Here is a 16517-nt window from a genome sequence, read left to right as displayed (position 1 = left end):
TTTGCAGGCAGGTTCGGCGCTAGATAGTGTGAATTTCCCTCAAGTGAGGGAATCGAAAAAAATCAGTTTTGAGGGACCCGCGGGGTTCGTCGGCGCGTTGGACAGGTGCTTCGCAAGGAGTTTTGACCAGCAGGGCGGATGGAACTGCGAAATGGAGAGCCGGCCGTTTTCGAACGCCGGCAGACGGCGGACATGCGCGTTTCGCATTGGGGGCAGAAATCCCCTGGGAAAAGCGCTATATATAGACAAAAGGGACCGGACCAATGCGCATCGAGCGTCGTTTCACCAAGCCAGGACAATCCGCTTATGCGGAGATCGAATTCCGCAAGGCGCTTTCGGAGATCAAGAATCCGGATGGTTCGGTGGTGTTCCGCTTGGACAATATCGATGTGCCGGCGCAGTTCTCCCAGGTTGCCGCCGACATCCTGGCGCAGAAGTATTTCCGCAAGGCCGGCGTCCCCGCGCGGCTTAAGAAGATCGAGGAGAACGATGTCCCCTCCTTCCTGTGGCGCTCCGTTGCCGATGAGGCCGAGCTTGCCAAGCTGCCGGAAGCCGAGCGCTACGGTTCCGAGATCGACGCCCGCCAGGTCTTCGACCGGCTGGCCGGCACCTGGACCTATTGGGGCTGGAAGGGCGGCTATTTCAAGGCGTCGGAAGAAGACGCGCGCGCCTTCCGCGACGAGCTTGCCTACATGCTCGCCACGCAGCGCGTGGCGCCGAACTCGCCGCAATGGTTCAACACCGGCCTACACTGGGCCTATGGCATTGACGGCCCGAGCCAGGGCCATTTCTATGTCGACCCGTTCACCGGCAAGCTGACCAAGTCGAAATCCTCCTACGAGCATCCGCAGCCGCATGCCTGCTTCATCCAGGGCGTGCAGGACGACCTCGTCAACGAGGGCGGCATCATGGACCTGTGGGTGCGTGAAGCGCGCCTGTTCAAATACGGCTCCGGCACCGGCTCCAACTTCTCGCTGCTGCGCGGCGAAGGCGAAAAGCTGTCCGGCGGCGGCCGCTCGTCCGGCCTGATGAGCTTCCTCAAGATCGGCGACCGCGCGGCGGGCGCGATCAAGTCGGGCGGCACGACGCGCCGCGCCGCGAAAATGGTCATTGTCGACGCCGACCATCCCGATATCGAGGACTTCATCGACTGGAAGGTCAATGAAGAGCAGAAGGTCGCCTCGCTGGTGACCGGCTCGAAGATCGTCAAGAAGCATCTCGAAGCGATCATGAAGGCCTGCGTCAACTGCGAAGGCAATGGCGACGACTGCTTCGACCCGTCGATCAACACCGCGCTGAAGCGTGAGATCAAGGCGGCCAAGAAGTCCGCCGTGCCGGAGAACTACATCTACCGCGTTATCCAGTTCGCCAAGCAGGGCTACTCATCGATGTCGTTCAAGACCTACGACACCGACTGGGATTCGGATGCCTACCTCACCGTTTCGGGCCAGAACTCCAACAATTCTGTGTCGCTGAAGGACAATTTCCTGCGCGCTGTCGAGGACGATGCCGACTGGCACTTGACCGCCCGCAAGGACGGCAAGGTGCTGAAGACGCTGAAGGCACGCGACCTCTGGGAAAAGATCGGCTACGCCGCCTGGGCGTCCGCCGATCCGGGCCTGCATTTCAACACGACGATGAACGACTGGCACACCTGCGCCTCCGCCGGTGCGATCCGGGCGTCCAACCCGTGCTCGGAATACATGTTCCTCGACGACACGGCCTGCAACCTCGCCTCGATCAACCTTTTGCCCTACCGCAACGCCGACGGCACCATCGATATCGCTGCCTACGAGCACACGGTGCGGCTGTGGACCATCGTTCTCGAAATCTCGGTCATGATGGCGCAGTTCCCGTCGAAGGAGATCGCCAAGCAGTCCTATGAATACCGCACGCTCGGCCTCGGCTACGCCAATATCGGCGGCCTGCTGATGACGTCGGGCATTCCCTACGATTCCGACGAGGGCCGCGCCATTTGCGCAGCGCTCACCGCGATCATGACCGGCATGGCCTATGCCACCTCGGCCGAGATGGCCGCCGAACTCGGCGCCTTCGCCGATTACGACCGCAACGCGCAGAACATGCTGCGCGTCATGCGCAACCATCGCCGTGCCGCCTATGGCGAGAAGCAGGGCTATGAGAAGCTGGCCGTCAACCCGGTGCCGCTGGTCGCCTCCGACCTGAAGCAGCAGGACCTTGCGGTGCACGCCAAGGCCGCCTGGGACCGTGCCATCGAGCTCGGCGAGGAGCATGGCTACCGCAATGCGCAGGCAACCGTCATCGCGCCGACCGGCACCATCGGCCTGGTCATGGATTGCGACACCACCGGCATCGAGCCCGACTTCGCGCTGGTGAAGTTCAAGAAGCTCGCCGGCGGCGGCTATTTCAAGATCATCAACCGCGCCGTGCCGGAAGCACTGCGCACGCTCGGCTACTCCGAAGCCCAGATCGGCGAGATGGAGGCCTATGCGGTCGGCCACGGCAATCTCAACCAAGCGCCCGCGATCAACCCCGGCTCGCTCAAGGCGAAGGGTTTTAGCGACGACAAGATCGCCGCGCTCAATGCGGCGCTGAAGTCGGCCTTCGACATCAAGTTCGTCTTCAACCAGTGGACGCTCGGCGCCGACTGGGTGAAGGAGACGTTTGGCTTCACCGACGAGCAGCTCAACGACTTCTCGTTCGAGATCCTGCCGGCGATCGGTTTCTCCAGGAAGGACATCGAAGCCGCCAACATCCATGTCTGCGGTGCGATGACGCTGGAAGGCGCGCCGTTCCTCAAGGCCGAGCACCTTGCGGTGTTCGACTGCGCCAGCCCTTGCGGCAAGATCGGCAAGCGCTCGCTGTCGATCAACAGCCACATCCAGATGATGGCGGCAGCGCAGCCCTTCATCTCCGGCGCCATCTCCAAGACCATCAACATGCCCAACGATGCGACGGTGGAAGACGCCAAGGGCGCCTATATGCTGTCGTGGAAGCTGGCGCTGAAGGCCAATGCGCTCTATCGCGACGGTTCGAAGCTGTCGCAGCCGCTCAACTCGTCGCTGCTCGCCGATGGCGAGGACGACGAGGACGAAGCCCTCGAGCAGCTGATCGCGGCACCTGCGGCGGCGCGTGCGGCGCAGATCACCGAGCGGATCGTCGAGCGCATCATCGAGCGCGTGTCGCGCGAGCAGGAAAAGCTGCCCGGCCGCCGCAAGGGCTACACCCAGAAGGCCAAGATCGGTGGCAACACCATCTTCCTGCGCACCGGCGAATATGACGATGGCCGTCTCGGCGAGATCTTCATCGACATGAACAAGGAAGGCGCGACGCTGCGTGGCCTTCTCAACAACTTCGCCATCGCCATTTCGCTCGGCCTGCAATATGGCGTGCCGCTCGACGAATATGTGCACGCCTTCACCTTCACCAAATTCGAGCCGGCCGGCATGGTGCAAGGCAACGACGCGATCAAGAGCGCCACGTCGATCCTCGACTACGTGTTCCGCGAACTGGCGATTTCCTATCTCGGCCGCAACGACCTCGCTCATGTCGACCAGTCGGATTTCTCCAACACCGCACTTGGCCGTGGCATCAGCGAAGGCAAGACCGATGCGGTCTCCAAGGGCCTGACCCGTGGCGCTTCGCCGGTGAAGCTGGTGTCGCGGGTGAGCGGCAACGATCCGAAAGGCTTTGCGGCCCCCTCCGGCGCCCCTGCCCGCTCAGTGCCGACCGCCTTCTCCGGCTCCAACGTGCTGGCGCTGAAACCGGCCAGCGACGAAGCGGTCGCCTACAAGCGCGACTATGAGGAGCGGGCCAAGGAACCGGCCGAGGACATCGCCTTCGAAGAGGCGGCGGGTGCTGCTTCAGTAGCCTCGGACGCAACGGCGGCGCTGTTCACCGATGCCGCCGCCAACGAAGCGGCCGAGGCGAAGAAACTCGCCAACGACCGCCGCGCCAGGTCACTGCTGCAAGGCTACACCGGTAATTCCTGCTCCGAATGCCAGAATTTTACGATGGTGCGGAACGGGACTTGCGAGAAGTGCGATACGTGCGGCGCGACGAGCGGGTGCAGTTGAGAACTGATGCCGCCTCGCCTGAGGCGTCACCGTATCTGGCTCAACGTCAAGATGGATGGCTCGTTCGACACACGAAGTTGGCTCACCCCGTGAGGTGAAACTTAAGGAATGTCCTGAGCATCCTTGAGCCATCCGGCGACTTAAGCTGAGTCCTCATTCGAGCGACATTTTCCCGGGCCTTTTGTGCCCGGGAAAATGGGATGTATCCCCTTGAAACATGTAAAGGGTAACGAAACTTCCTACTCTTCGTCAGTTTCAAGAGCGCTTCACGACCGAAGACGCCTGCCTCGAACACCTTATGGTGACGCGGTACGGCGAACGTCATTCCTGCGCCAAGTGCCATCGCGTGGCTAAGTTCCACCGCGTCAAGGTTCGCCGCTGCTATGAGTGCGACTTCTGCGGTGCGCAGGTCTATCCGACCGCTGGCACGCCGTTCGAAGCCACGCGCACCTCATTGCGCGACTGGTTTACCGTCATGTTCATGTTCACGACCTCCCGCAGTGGCGTGTCCGCTAAGGAAGTTCGGCGCACGATTGGCGTGACCTACAAGACCGCTTGGCGCATGTGCAATCTCATTCGCCAGTACATGGGTTACGTCGATGGCGACAACGTTCCGGGCGGCAAGGATGGCGGCATTGTCGAGGCTGACGAAATGTACTTTGGCGGCGTCGATAAGCGCGGCGAAGACAACAAGGCCATCATTTTTTGGTGCCATCGAACGCGGTGGCGATGTGGTTACTTAGGTCATTCCGAGCCGCAAGGCTCGCCATATCATGCCTGCCATATTGAGGTGGGTTAAGCAGGGTTCGCGCGTTGCGACCGACGAGCTGCTTTCATATGGCGAATTGATGGAACACGGCTATATGCACGGCACCGTCAACCATAGCGCTGGCGAGTACGTTAACGGGCAGGTCCATACCAACAACATCGAAGCTTTCTGGTCGCACATTAGGCGTTCGATGAACGGGACTTACGTTTCGGTTTCGAAGAAGTGGTTGCAGACCTACCTTTGGGAGTTCGAGTTCCGCCAGAACCTTCGTCGGGAGCCGCACTTGATGATTGATCTCTTGCTGCAATCGTTCCCGCGCCCTGTTGGGAAGTAAGCGGTGGCTTAGTGGCCATCGCTTGCAGAAGACGATCGAAGCAGTGGTTGGGTGTGGTGGTCATTTGTTGCCCCTCTTCCCATTGTAGGTGATAAACGCTGCTAGGGGAAATTGGTGGCGGGCAATGGGGCGATTCCGGACAAGAGTACTCATACGTGGATCGGCGCTCGCCAAAGGATTAGTCTTAGGGGTTGGCCTATCAGCTATTTTTCTCGTGTGGTCCTTTCCTGGGTTTCGTAATCCCACCTATCAGCAAGAACCATATTCCCGTGCCAAGAACGACAATACTGGGCACGACAACCCAGTTGTAAGGCCCAGTATCTGGGAAACCTATACTTCTCCTTCGGATACGTACGCACAATGGATCGCAGCCGCTGCCGCCCTCGGCAGTTGCGCTATAAGCGTTTGGGCTGTCTGGCTGGTTCGCAACACACTTGACGTTAACCGGCGAGCCACGGCTGCTGCCGAATCTGCTGTCAAAGAAACTCGCCGCATAGGTGAGGCGCAAGTAAGAGCTTATCTGACAGTCGAGAAAGCGACTTTTTTGGCGGACGGGCTCAGTTTCGGTTGCACCATTTTTATTAAGAATGTCGGACAATCCCCAAGTCAAAGATGCAGGGTCACGGCCGGTTTTCGAATGTATGATCCGAAAAGTTCGGCCGGAAATTCTCGTTACATAAACGCCCCGAACAAGGTCGGGGAATGTGGCGTCATACCCGTGTCTAAGTCCGATTCGGTTTTCGTTCTTTGGTTGTGGAATGAAATCACGCCAGATACGGAACGGTACGACTATTTTCTCGCGCACGACCTTTTTTTGATATCGGATGCAAGATTGAATGGATGGATGTTTTTGACAAGAAGCAGGAATTTTACTTCTTTCTCGACTCCACCGGGGCAAAGCGCTCTGTCGTTGACGCAAGAAGGCGCTCTGGCGAGTTGAAGGTTTCCTCGATCCTGTTCGGGACCAGAGACATTGCCGAATCCAGAGCTGAAATGGACAGGCGCAGAGAGAGTGACCAGTAACCGCACTATCATATGAAAAGCCGAGGGAGGGGCGGTTATGCGAGTCTTAGTGTTGTTGGCGTTCATGGTGCTAGCCACCCACGTAAGCGCGCAGGAAGCCCAAGGGGTGGCCGGTAAAAGCCCAGCCGTAGAAGAACAGAAGACCACAAAACCCGATGCCAGCCGCGCAGATGGCAGCGGCGCGGGTTTTCCAGTCACTATTGCTGAAACCCCAGAACAAGCCTCCAACGCCGAAAAGCGCGCAAAAGACGCCGACAATCACGATGCAAAGGATTTGGACGCTCAGATAAGGGCCGCTGACGCCGCCGAGCGCAGCGCTGCAATCGCTGAACGGCAGGAAGTACCGGCACTGGCGCAGATTATTATTGGAGCCGCCAGCACGTTCATTGCTGTCATAGCTCTTATCGTCAGCCTCTTGACGGCCATTGTCAGCACTCGCACCACAAGGGCGCAACTGCGGGCCTATGTCTGCAATATGGGGGCCATTACCCCGGCTGGCTTCGACGCACCCGGAGGGTTCAGTGTAGTTGTCGAAGCTAAAAACATGGGTCCGACTCCGGCGACCAAACTCACGCAGTGGACTCTGGTTGCCCTGAGAGAATATCCATTGCGACGTCCTTTGGAGCCATACACGCTCACCGACTTCCCTACGGAGGCGGTTCTCGGACCGACAGCCATCACTATGTCGATTCCGACTTTTGGCCGATCGTTGGAAGAATGGGAAAAGACTGGGATCAAACGATGCGAACTGGCAATCTACGTTTACGGTGAAATTGACTACGTAGACGCCTTCAATAAACGTAGAGCCACTAAGTTCTGCATGCGAAGCATCGGGGAGCAGGGCTACAAACTTGGTGTGTTCAAGGCGCACGACACCGGCAATAGCTACACCTAGGATCGAAGCCACTAGCGCTAGCGACCGCACTAGCGCACCCTCCGATTCGGTGAGGGCGATAGGCGTCTTTTCCTAGCAAAATATTTACATGTTTCACGGGGATATATCCGGGAAATGGATTGAGGAGCAAAACGAGATCGGCAATGATCAAACAGGCTGACACAATTGCACTGCCCGACAACAAGAGCGTCCGGAAATATCCCCACTGAACAAACAGAGAATTAAGAAGGGCATCTCGCCCAACCACAACTCCACGACGGCTCCCACCTTCATAACGGGTCGCCAGACAGACGTTTGTTCGAAGTGTTGGGTGCGGCGGCGGCTGCCAAATACTGCAAGACTGCACCGCGCGACTTGCTGAACTGCTCCTTCTCTCGCTAACAGCTTCCAGAATCTCGAACCCAGTGCATGAATAAAGAAGGGAAGCGATTTCCCAGGTTGTTGGTGGCACTGGTGGTAATTATCTCTGGACGCAAGTTATTCTGCCCGCGGGACGTTTGCGTTGTTCGCGTCTCACCTTCGACTGCGCGCCACCCTTTCCGTTCCCGATGGCAACTTGCTCGGTGCCTTGAATAGCGCGCTCAACTTATCCGCGATCGGTGTCCCGATGCCCGTGCATGGATCAGGACCCAGGCGGGCGCGGAAATATCCGTTGTCGCCAGTAACGATATCGTTGAAACAGGTGTGATTCAGCCAGAGCTTCGGCGTCACAAAACCAAGTTTGCGCCCGAATGCAGCGAAGAGCCCCGCATAAAGCGGTGCGACGGCGCTGGTCCCTCCGATCACTTCCTGGGCGCCATGAACAAATACATCGTATCCGGTGTAGGGATCTGCATTGGCGGAAACGTCTGGAACCATGCGACCCGGCCCGTGAGGCGCACCCGCCTGCCAAGCGGGCATAGGTCGAAACAGCCTGGAGAACCCGCCGCCGGTCCCATTCCCATTCGGGTTTCCGGGACTGTCGTTCCAGACGGTCTCCTGCTCGCCTGCTCCGTGCGGTTTCATCGTGCCACCGCATCCAATGATGAAAGGACTGGATGAGGGCAGATCAACATTGGCTGGGTTCGGGCCTCCATCGGATGAATCGTTGTCACCCGAAGCGGCAAATATGATCATCCCCGACTGTGCAGCGGCTTCAGCGGCGACGTTCAATTTGCCAGGATAATCTATCCCCACCGCCTTCGCCGCGGCCTGCCAATTGGCCTCGTCGGAGCCCCAGGAGATCGAACAGACGTCGCAACCGTCGGCGGCTGCCGCGGTGATGGCTGACGCCATCGCTCCCCAGTCGGAGGCATCGGCCCAATAGACACGGATGTTTGCCACACCGCCGGTTGCCAGAGAATAGGCTGCGGCGGCGACCTCGATATCGAGCGCCACCTCGCGGTCGGGGTCGCCCGCTGGGTCTCCGGAATGCCGGTTCGGATCGTTCTGTCCTGCTCCAACTGAAATGTCGACGATGCTCGGCATCGGCAAGCCCGTTGCTCGAACATAGGCGTCGATGTCGCTGCGAACCCAACCGCCGCTGAACTCGATGATCGCAATCACACCGCCGCCAACAAGATCGGTGGGCCAGGAATACGCCTTGCACAGATCCGCCATGCTCCAGGGCGTCGCGCCGGCCACAGCAGGGCGCAGAGCGCCTTCGCCCGCAGCAGGCAACTTGAAATACGGCCGATTGATATTTGGGATCTTGCGAGACAGCGTCGCCCTGACGCGCACGCGCGCGATCTTCGCTGCGACGGCCTGATCGTACATGGCCGCGAGGTCGGCTTTCATCGCCGTTCGCGATTTGCCGTCAAGATAGATCATGTGTCCCGAGGGATAGTTCCTGATCGTCAGATTGCGCCGGACACTGGCATCCTCGAGAGGCATTGCGTCCAGCGTAAGCCTGGTCTGAAAGAAGGGCGTCACTGAATCGTAATAGCCATTGGCGGAGAGCACCAGCAGGTCAGGGTTGGCGGCCATCGTGGCTGCCAGGTCGCCGGCCGTATAGAGCGTAGGATTGCCCTGTCCATCCGGCGCCTGCACCGTCCCTGCCGGATCCTTGTGCCGGAAATCCCAAAACTGAAATGCCTGGTCATTGAGATCAACGAAATTCGAGGTCGCGGTGAATTCGAGGTCGTTGTTGAGGTAGGCGTTCCACATTGTGGTGTAGACGCCGCCGACGGCTGCCATGGTGGGGTCGTTCATGCCGCCGTCGGGAGAGACGATGGCGGCGATGCCCGTGTCGATGCCCGTTACCCTCCCGTCATAAGCGCCCAACGCCAGTCCCTGATCCTGCAACAGGTCGATGAGGAACGCGGAATGGCCAAGGCGGTCGGCAGCCTCGACATTCAAATGCCAAGCATTGAGGACGCCTTCCGACAGCCCGAGATACTTGCTCAGCGTTTCCACCGTCGACGGCTCCGCCTTCGGAAACGATTGCAGCGCGCCAGCGTACGGTCCCTGCGCGAATTGCGTCACGGTATCCATGAAGGAGACCAGATCCGCCGGCGGCGGCTCGGCGCCGATCTTGTTGTGATACCATGCGTCGGCGGCGAAGGTAGGCATCAGGCCGACCGCATTGGAAAAGTTGGCGGGATAGTCGAGCACGCTGGATTGAAGCGTGATCCCGTTGAGGTCGAGGCCGTCTTCGTGCAGCATCCAGGCCAGCACACAGCTGCGAGCCGTGCCGTAGGATTCACCAAACAGGAATCTCGGTGAGTTCCAGCGATTGAAGGCGCTCAGATAGCGCTTGATGAACTGCTTGATCGAAATGGCATCCTGGTCGACGCCCCAGAAGTCGCGGTTCTTGTAGGGCGCGATCGCCGCGGAGTAGCCGGTGCCGACTGGATTTATGTAGACCAGATCGCTGCGGTCGATCAGGCTATCGGGATTATCCTCCATGGCGTAGGGCGGAGGCGGCGTGAACCCTGGCATGTTGGTCTTGATACGTCGGGGCGCGAAGGAACCGAGCATCAGGAAGACCGCCGACGATCCAGGCCCGCCATTGTAGAAAAAGGTCACGGGGCGGGTCGTCGGGTCCATGCCGTTCGCGGTAAAGGCGACATAGAAGACCTTCGCGGCTGATTTCGAGCTCAAAGGATCAACCGCGACGAGGTGGCCTGCTGTTGCGGTGTAAGGGATGGAAATTCCGTTCAGCGTTGCCACATGATGGGTGATCGCAGCGTTTTCGGTTGCGTCCGAAATTGAGTCATCAGGGCCGGCCCCGTAGGCAGTCGCGTCGAAGAACGGCTGATCGGAAACGGGTTGGCTGGCTCCCGGCTTGTCGTTGGCCGCGTTCGCCATCGCAGACCTCCATGTCCTTGTGTTCCCGGCAACAGATCCGGCTCGGTTGCCTGCCACCAAGTGGACGTCTATCCTGTCAAAATCGCCTAAAATCGTCTTTGTCGATACGTTGCGACATTTGGCGATTGGACTGCTCTACTTTACTCCTGCTTACCAGGATCGACAAGTTGCTCCCTCGCTCAGCGATGCGGTAATGCGTCGACAGACAATTTTCTCATGAGGCGCCGCTCCGCTACTGAGCAGCATACCGCCCAAGCTCGTTCAGCGATCGGTCGCCAAGGCCCTCAATTACCAAGGAAGCCAAGCGCTGCCGGGCCTTGCTGAAGGGTGTCAGCCTCGCGGAGCACGTAGAGGCATAGAAGGCAGCGATCCACTCGATCCCGCTCCTGGCCCTACCCCTGCGGCAACACCTGCAACGTCTGCTCGTCAAACAACGGCTCATCCTGGCCGATGCGGACGAACAGCACCTTCCGCGCCTCACCTCCTGGCAGCTGGAAATACTGGATCCCATCCGGCATTTCGCCCCAGTCGCCGCAGGGCGGGTCGGGCACCTCATTGGGATCGGCTAGCGCTTTCAGCTCTTTAGCGTAGGCCGCGTCGGGGCTGAATGTGTAGCGTTTGACACCGGCGGGTACGCTTCCCTCGATGTAAGGCGCCAGCACGCAGCGAGCGCTGACGGCCTTGTCGGTCTTTTCCAGGAAGAGGCGCTGCAATGCGGCCTCGGCGGTTTCGCCGGGGTTGATATCGAACACCTCGACAAGAGGATCGGCCGCGCCGCCGTCGCTGTATTTGATGGCAAGCGCCTTGCCAGCGAATTCGAAATGGATCTGGCGAAAGCCGAAGTCGCAGCGCTGCACCCAGGCGGCAAGCCCGACAGTCTTGTCGGACAGTCTTTCCCAGGCGCATTTGTCGATCGGCGGACGCGACGGCACCGGCTCGTCCGCGCGCGCCACGGCGGATATCGTCGCGGATGCAAACAGGGCGCAGGCCCAGATAGTCGATCTCATGGCGCTACTCATCGCTGCATCCTGTCAAAGTAAACGCATCCCACGCCGAGCCGTTGGGATTGGCATTGGCGAAATCGGCCCATTCGGTGAAAGCCGCGCCGAAATCAGGCAACAACAGCCCTTTCGGCGCCGGCGTCGCTTCGCGGGAATTCAACTGCTCGGCGCCGCCTCCGGTCAAGGCATAGACCTGGCCGTCCCATATCCTGCACAGGCCGCTACCATCCTGCAGGCCCCCTTCGCGCTCGTCGTCGGTGCAAGGGTGACGGATGGTGCCGAGCGGAAACGAATTCTTGCCGTTGGTCCAGGTGATGTCGGCCGGCAGGCTTGTGTCGGTGTTGGGCACGGCCAGCGAAAACACCTGCGCCGTCAGCGCCTCCGGTTCGTTGGCGAGTGGCCGAAATTGCATGACCGCGCCCGAGCGCGGCTCGCGATAGGTGGCATGGCTCAGCAGGCATTCTTTCGCGTTCGCCGCCTGCATCGGGCCGAGCAGTCCCAGGAACACGAAGGCCAGTGTGCGGGTGATCATCGGATATCTCTGGGAAAGCGTTGCCTGGGTGCGGACGGAGCCGCACAGTCGCATCATCCGCGCAAAATCATAAGCGAAATTCCGTACGGCGGCGCCTATCCGCACCCGCACGAAAACTTATCCTGTACCAATCCCGACAGACTGTATGGTCAAGCAAACTGGCCGAAGGAGACAGCCTGGTGATGCGGCGTTTGGCAATGACGATGGCAGTATCCGCAGTCGCGGTTGGCCCTGCGTTAGCGGTGTCGCCCTATATCGGGACATGGTCCAAGGACAAGCTGAACTGCCAAGCGGCCGCCGACGTCCGGCGCCAGACTGTGTTCACCGTCGATCGGTCGGCGCTGTCGTTTCCCGAACTCGGCTGCGAGCACGCGACATTTCGCAAAAGCCTGACCGGCTGGGTGGTGCATGCGAGCCAGTGCTACGGGTCGGACCCGTCACTGGAGGAGCCGTTCTCCCGTATCATCCATATCGAGAGACATGGCGAGACGGTGCGCTTCACGTGGCCTGGCTTCGACAGCGGACCTCTCGTGCGCTGCTGAAGGCATTCGGCGCCTCAGACCAGCCCGACCAGGAAGGCGGCGCCACCCAGAAAGCCAAGCGAACAGACCCACAGCACCCAGAGCCCACGCACCCTGCATTCGAGCACGGCCGAGGCGGGGTTGGCGGGGTCATAGTGCACGTCGACCTTGCTGCCCTCGGCATAGCGCCGCGCCTGGCCGCCGACGAGGCCGGGCAGCGACGCCATCACGCTGGCACCGAAGGCGACGCGGTCGGCGCTGTAGCGCTGGCCAGCGACGCCATAGCTGTAGACGATGCGAGACCTGAAGACAGTGCGCCAGCGTTGATAGCCCAATTCGCGGGTTCGGATCGCCTGCAGGCCTGAGGCATCGATGCGGCCGGCGGCGACCGGCCATTTTGCCGCCTGCTCGGCCATCGACTTCTGGACGAAGCCCATGCGCAGGACAAACAGGCCCATGAACAGCAGCAGCGCCGCCGCAGCGAGGTTTTGCGGCTTGGGCAAATGCGGGCCGATCGCCTCCAGCACACCGCCAACCGAGAACACCAGCACCAGCGCGCCGATCACCAGTCCGGCCGAAAGCTGGACCATGAATTTGAAGGCGCCTTCCGGCATGGTGCGCTCGATCACGGCCTTGGCCGGATCGGACGGGTCTTAGAAGACGGTCACGGCCGCGCCGCGCGGAAACCGTGCAAGCGTTTCGGGTACTTCGAAATTCCCGAGGTTCTCCTGAACGCTGTAGCGCGAACTTTGAAAAGTTTTGCCGCCGACCTTGTACTCGAAGGTGATCGCCGGAAAGTTGCGGATCTCGGTGGCATCGCTGCTCTTCGAGCCGGTGCCCAAGCTTTGGACCTCTCGCGCCTCGACGCGCGAGGAAATGATCTTTCCCGGCGTCGGCAACCAGCGGCTGACCGCCTTCACCTCTCGCCATTTCAGGAAAGTGACGATCGACAGCCCGCCGGCGACCGCGCAGGCAAAGCCAACCAACAGAAATTTGAGTTCCAACTTGCTCCGAGCCCCCCAGGAGTGCAGGAGCCTGTACATAGACAGCATGGCGACGGCAATGTCTTGTTTTCTATTCGCAAAGTTGTGGCACGACGGCCCGGCAAGTCTCAATGGCGCCGCGCGGTTATTGAAGCGATAGTCAAGCGCTATTCGGGATCCTCGATCGCCATGACCCGAACATAGCCTTCCAATTGGAGAGCACGGTCCCGAATGGCGTCAGTCGTATCGGAAGCCTGCATCGGCACGTACAGCGTACCTTGCCGGGTTTCGTACAATGCGTCGCGTGCCTTCGCGTCACTGTCGCGGAAGCTCAACCATGCGCGCTGCGACAGGCGGAGCTGTTGAGCAGCCTGGCGCGGCAATTTGCGCATAAGCGTCGCATAGGCGGCATTCATCCGGCGATCGTAGTCGCTCGATGCCGCGGCCTCACATTCGGTTTGACCTGATGTAGAGGCATTGGCCGCGTCGTTCAGGCAGCGGTCGAGCACGTCGGCGGTGGGATCCTTCAGTGCCGCGGCCGCCAAGGTCCCGGGCAATGCCATCGCCAACAGACAAACCAGCGCTCCACTGAGGACAACGCGTTTGCGACTGGGGTGCCCGATCTGCATTTCGCCTCCGAGGCATGATTCCAAAGCGCCGTGAGAGCCGCGCGCTCCAAAATCCTCTTCCGCCCGCGTGAAGGCAATATGCGTGCAGCAGCATAGCGACCCTACACGCGACCTGCGTCAGTCGGCGTCGGCGACGGAAATCCGTCCGCCGGCAAAGGCGCGCCACTGCCGTTCGTCGCCGTGGAAGACGTTGAGGTCGATGCGGCCGGTGACGCCATGCGACAGGCCGGAGCCGGAATATTGCCAGAACAGCCATTTGCGGTCGGGATAGACCTTTGACGGGTGCTGGGCCACCGCGCGCACCCAGAACGGATAATCCAGGAATTCGCCCCTGAGATTGTCGCGGTAGAAATCGGGCGCGGTGTAGATGATGGGGCGCTGGCCGTAATGGCGCTCCAGCTTGTCCATGAACACCTGCATCTTCTCCAGCACCTTTTCGCGCGACGGCCGCCGCTTGCAGCTGGATTCGCCGTTCCACTCGACGTCGATCACCGGCGGCAGCGCGCCGTCCATCTTCGGCACGTTGCGGATGAACCAGTCGGCCTGCTCGCCCGCGGTGCGGCACCAGTAGAAGAAGTGATAGGCGCCGCGCTTCAGGCCGGCGGCATCGGCATTGCGCCAGTTCTTCATGAACATCGGATCGAGATGGTCGCCGCCATCGGTCGCCTTGATGTAGGCGAAGTTGGCGCCCTGGGCGCGCAGCTTTTCCCAATTGACGTCGCCCTGCCAGCGCGAGACGTCGACGCCGTGCACGGCAAGGTGGCGGGGCGAAGCCTTGCCGAAATTGATCGGCTTGGCGTCGCGAAAGCCGTAGCGGGTGAGCGGCCCGGCAAGCATCGCGGGTACGGCGCGGCTCAACAGCCTTGGCTTCGATACCAGCGCGGCCGGCTCGACCGGCAGCCCGCCGACGTCAGGCACTTCAGGCGCCGATAACGCCACCGTCTCCTCCTCCGCCAGTCCGAACGGCCGCGTTTTTTCCGCCGAACCATTGTCCGGCATGGACGCCACGTCGGCTCTCGGCGCCCTGTTGGCCTTTGCCGCCGGAGCAGCCGCCAACGGTGCGGGCGGCCGTATGACGGAACTGGTCGTCTCGTTGGACGGTTTCTGCAAATCCAGCGCGTCGACGCCGGCCGTCGAGCTGCAGCCGGCAAGGCATAGCGATGCGATCAAGAAACTGATGACGCCCGGTATCCGCATCTGGACCTGTACTCAAAACACAACAGACCGAGGGCAAAACGACAGCCGACGGACAAACCAGATCGAGTTATGAACGAGAAATTACCAATAAAGTTTGAATCAAATTTTCTCGCGCTCGCCGGGAAGCGCAACGCAGCCTTCCGGCGCCAACGGTCAAACCAGCCTTGACAGCGCCACGATGTCGCTGTTGAGACGGTGTGAACACCCTGGCGCTTGCCGCCAATTCTCCCCTGAGGGCATCCGATGATTGCATTGCAGCGACTGTTTTGGATTCTCCTGCTCGCCGCAATCCCATTTGGCGAGGCACTTGCGAGCCAGGCGATGCAGGCCGGCGCGATGGCCGTCGTTCCCCCGGGAAACCGTTCGGAGACGCAGCCGACCGTTCCGGATGCGTCGGCAACGCGAACGCGCGCGTTCAAGACCACATATGAGGAGAAATACGAGAAGATCATCGCGCTGCTGAAGCGCGAAAAGAAGCTGGTGGCGCATATCAAGGAAGTGGCGGCGGCCTATGATATCGATCCCGTTCACATCGTCGGCGCGCTGGTCGGCGAACACACTTACAATGTGACCGCGGTCGGCTCGGTGCAGACCTACTATGTCAAGGCGCTGTCCTACTCCGGGCTCGACTTTGCCTTCCGTTACAAAGGCGTGCCGGTGCAGAGCTTCGTCGAGCGGCCGGAATTCGCGGCCTGCGCGCAAGCCAAGGGAAGTGCTGCCTTGTGGAGCTGCCGCGACGATGTCTGGATCCAGCACTTTCGCGGCAAGACGGTCGATGGCGTCGCTTATCCAGCGATGACCTTCCAGCAGGCGTTCTTCCAGCCCTTCTTCGCCGGCCAGACCTTCGGGCTCGGGCAGATCAGCCCGCTGACCGCGCTTGAGGTCACCGATCTCGTCAACAAGGTGAGCGGCTATGACCGGCTGACGCCCGATCACCCGCAGGCGATCTATCGCGACGTCATGGATCCCGACCGCAGCATCGTCTACATCGCCGCCATCGTGCGGGACGCCATCGACGCCTACAAGGAACAGGGTTTCGACATCTCCGGCAATCCGGGCGTCACGGCGACGCTCTACAATGTCGGCCAGCCGCGGCGCAGAGCGGCCGAACTGCGCGCGGCCGTCGCAAGCGGCAAGCAGGCTAAGCTGCCGGTCGAAAATTACTATGGCTGGCTCGTCAACGACAAACTGGACGAGCTCAGGGCTTTGCTCGGCGGCGGCAGCTGAGAAGCCGCACGCCGTAGGCACGGTCGTTCGGACGCGGCCGTTGTGGCGGCCATCGTCGCCGTC

At 60.6% G+C, this 16517-nt stretch carries 11 protein-coding genes and 2 pseudogenes; 5 read left to right on the top strand and 8 right to left on the bottom strand.

The features are described 5' to 3' along the window. Positions 1-263 precede the first annotated feature (263 nt). The 3 genes and pseudogenes from BPNPMPFG_RS02875 (at position 264) to BPNPMPFG_RS02865 (ending at position 7076) form a co-directional block, all read left to right on the top strand. On the top strand, positions 264-4055 hold the full coding sequence (locus tag BPNPMPFG_RS02875) for a vitamin B12-dependent ribonucleotide reductase (RefSeq protein ID WP_258593161.1): 3792 nt from the start codon (positions 264-266) through the stop codon (positions 4053-4055). Positions 4056-4299: 244 nt separating this feature from the next. Continuing rightward, a pseudogene (locus BPNPMPFG_RS02870) lies at positions 4300-5158 on the top strand (IS1595 family transposase); the annotation flags it as partial. A 1087-nt stretch (positions 5159-6245) separates the two neighbouring features. Beyond that, positions 6246-7076: a hypothetical protein gene (locus BPNPMPFG_RS02865; protein ID WP_258593160.1), complete on the top strand. Its 831-nt coding sequence runs from the start codon at positions 6246-6248 to the stop codon at positions 7074-7076. A 513-nt stretch (positions 7077-7589) separates the two neighbouring features. Here BPNPMPFG_RS02865 and BPNPMPFG_RS02860 read toward each other — a convergent pair. The 4 genes and pseudogenes from BPNPMPFG_RS02860 to BPNPMPFG_RS02850 form a co-directional block, all read right to left on the bottom strand. Further along, on the bottom strand, positions 7590-9731 hold the full coding sequence (locus BPNPMPFG_RS02860) for a S8 family serine peptidase (RefSeq protein WP_258593159.1): 2142 nt from the start codon (positions 9729-9731) through the stop codon (positions 7590-7592). 75 nt (positions 9732-9806) lie between these two features. Beyond that, positions 9807-10103 (bottom strand): annotated as a pseudogene (locus BPNPMPFG_RS43095) (S10 family serine carboxypeptidase-like protein); the annotation flags it as partial. A gap of 653 nt (positions 10104-10756) precedes the next feature. After that, a complete protein-coding gene (locus BPNPMPFG_RS02855; RefSeq protein WP_258593158.1) occupies positions 10757-11371 on the bottom strand; it encodes a hypothetical protein in 615 nt (204 codons plus the stop codon). A 4-nt stretch (positions 11372-11375) separates the two neighbouring features. Beyond that, positions 11376-11897 (bottom strand): hypothetical protein, encoded by a 522-nt coding sequence (locus tag BPNPMPFG_RS02850; protein WP_258593157.1) that lies wholly within the window; start codon positions 11895-11897, stop codon positions 11376-11378. Positions 11898-12100: 203 nt separating this feature from the next. Here BPNPMPFG_RS02850 and BPNPMPFG_RS02845 point away from each other — a divergent pair, with 203 nt between their 5' ends. Next, on the top strand, positions 12101-12439 hold the full coding sequence (locus BPNPMPFG_RS02845; RefSeq protein WP_258593156.1) for a hypothetical protein: 339 nt from the start codon (positions 12101-12103) through the stop codon (positions 12437-12439). 14 nt (positions 12440-12453) lie between these two features. On the opposite strand, the gene BPNPMPFG_RS02840 is transcribed toward BPNPMPFG_RS02845, so the two are convergent. The 4 genes from BPNPMPFG_RS02840 to BPNPMPFG_RS02825 form a co-directional block, all read right to left on the bottom strand. After that, entirely contained in the window at positions 12454-13047 is a 594-nt protein-coding gene (locus tag BPNPMPFG_RS02840) for a DUF3592 domain-containing protein (RefSeq protein ID WP_258593155.1), read from the bottom strand. A gap of 24 nt (positions 13048-13071) precedes the next feature. Then, on the bottom strand, positions 13072-13422 hold the full coding sequence (locus tag BPNPMPFG_RS02835) for a DUF3592 domain-containing protein (RefSeq protein ID WP_258593154.1): 351 nt from the start codon (positions 13420-13422) through the stop codon (positions 13072-13074). A 146-nt stretch (positions 13423-13568) separates the two neighbouring features. Next, positions 13569-14030, bottom strand: a complete 462-nt coding sequence (locus tag BPNPMPFG_RS02830) for a lysozyme inhibitor LprI family protein (RefSeq protein ID WP_258593153.1) — start codon at positions 14028-14030, stop codon at positions 13569-13571. A gap of 117 nt (positions 14031-14147) precedes the next feature. Next, on the bottom strand, positions 14148-15227 hold the full coding sequence (locus tag BPNPMPFG_RS02825; protein ID WP_413776829.1) for a glycoside hydrolase family 25 protein: 1080 nt from the start codon (positions 15225-15227) through the stop codon (positions 14148-14150). Positions 15228-15470: 243 nt separating this feature from the next. Between BPNPMPFG_RS02825 and BPNPMPFG_RS02815 the strand changes: the two genes are divergently transcribed. Then, on the top strand, positions 15471-16454 hold the full coding sequence (locus BPNPMPFG_RS02815) for a DUF1402 family protein (protein WP_413776828.1): 984 nt from the start codon (positions 15471-15473) through the stop codon (positions 16452-16454). Positions 16455-16517 lie beyond the last annotated feature (63 nt).

Origin of the sequence: Mesorhizobium sp. AR07 (genome assembly GCF_024746815.1) — a bacterium.
Lineage (GTDB): Bacteria > Pseudomonadota > Alphaproteobacteria > Rhizobiales > Rhizobiaceae > Mesorhizobium.
This window is presented reverse-complemented; position numbering and strand designations above follow the sequence as displayed.

Bases quoted from the DNA above. Each gene is read 5' to 3' on its own strand.
- BPNPMPFG_RS02845 (WP_258593156.1), top strand. From the start codon at position 12,101: ATGGCAGTATCCGCAGTCGCGGTTGGCCCTGCGTTAGCGGTGTCGCCC.
- BPNPMPFG_RS02865 (WP_258593160.1), top strand. From the start codon at position 6,246: ATGGTGCTAGCCACCCACGTAAGCGCGCAGGAAGCCCAAGGGGTGGCC.
- BPNPMPFG_RS02815 (WP_413776828.1), top strand. From the start codon at position 15,471: ATGATTGCATTGCAGCGACTGTTTTGGATTCTCCTGCTCGCCGCAATC.
- BPNPMPFG_RS02825 (WP_413776829.1), bottom strand. From the start codon at position 15,227: ATGCGGATACCGGGCGTCATCAGTTTCTTGATCGCATCGCTATGCCTT.
- BPNPMPFG_RS02855 (WP_258593158.1), bottom strand. From the start codon at position 11,371: ATGAGATCGACTATCTGGGCCTGCGCCCTGTTTGCATCCGCGACGATA.
- BPNPMPFG_RS02850 (WP_258593157.1), bottom strand. From the start codon at position 11,897: ATGATCACCCGCACACTGGCCTTCGTGTTCCTGGGACTGCTCGGCCCG.
- BPNPMPFG_RS02830 (WP_258593153.1), bottom strand. From the start codon at position 14,030: ATGCAGATCGGGCACCCCAGTCGCAAACGCGTTGTCCTCAGTGGAGCG.
- BPNPMPFG_RS02875 (WP_258593161.1), top strand. From the start codon at position 264: ATGCGCATCGAGCGTCGTTTCACCAAGCCAGGACAATCCGCTTATGCG.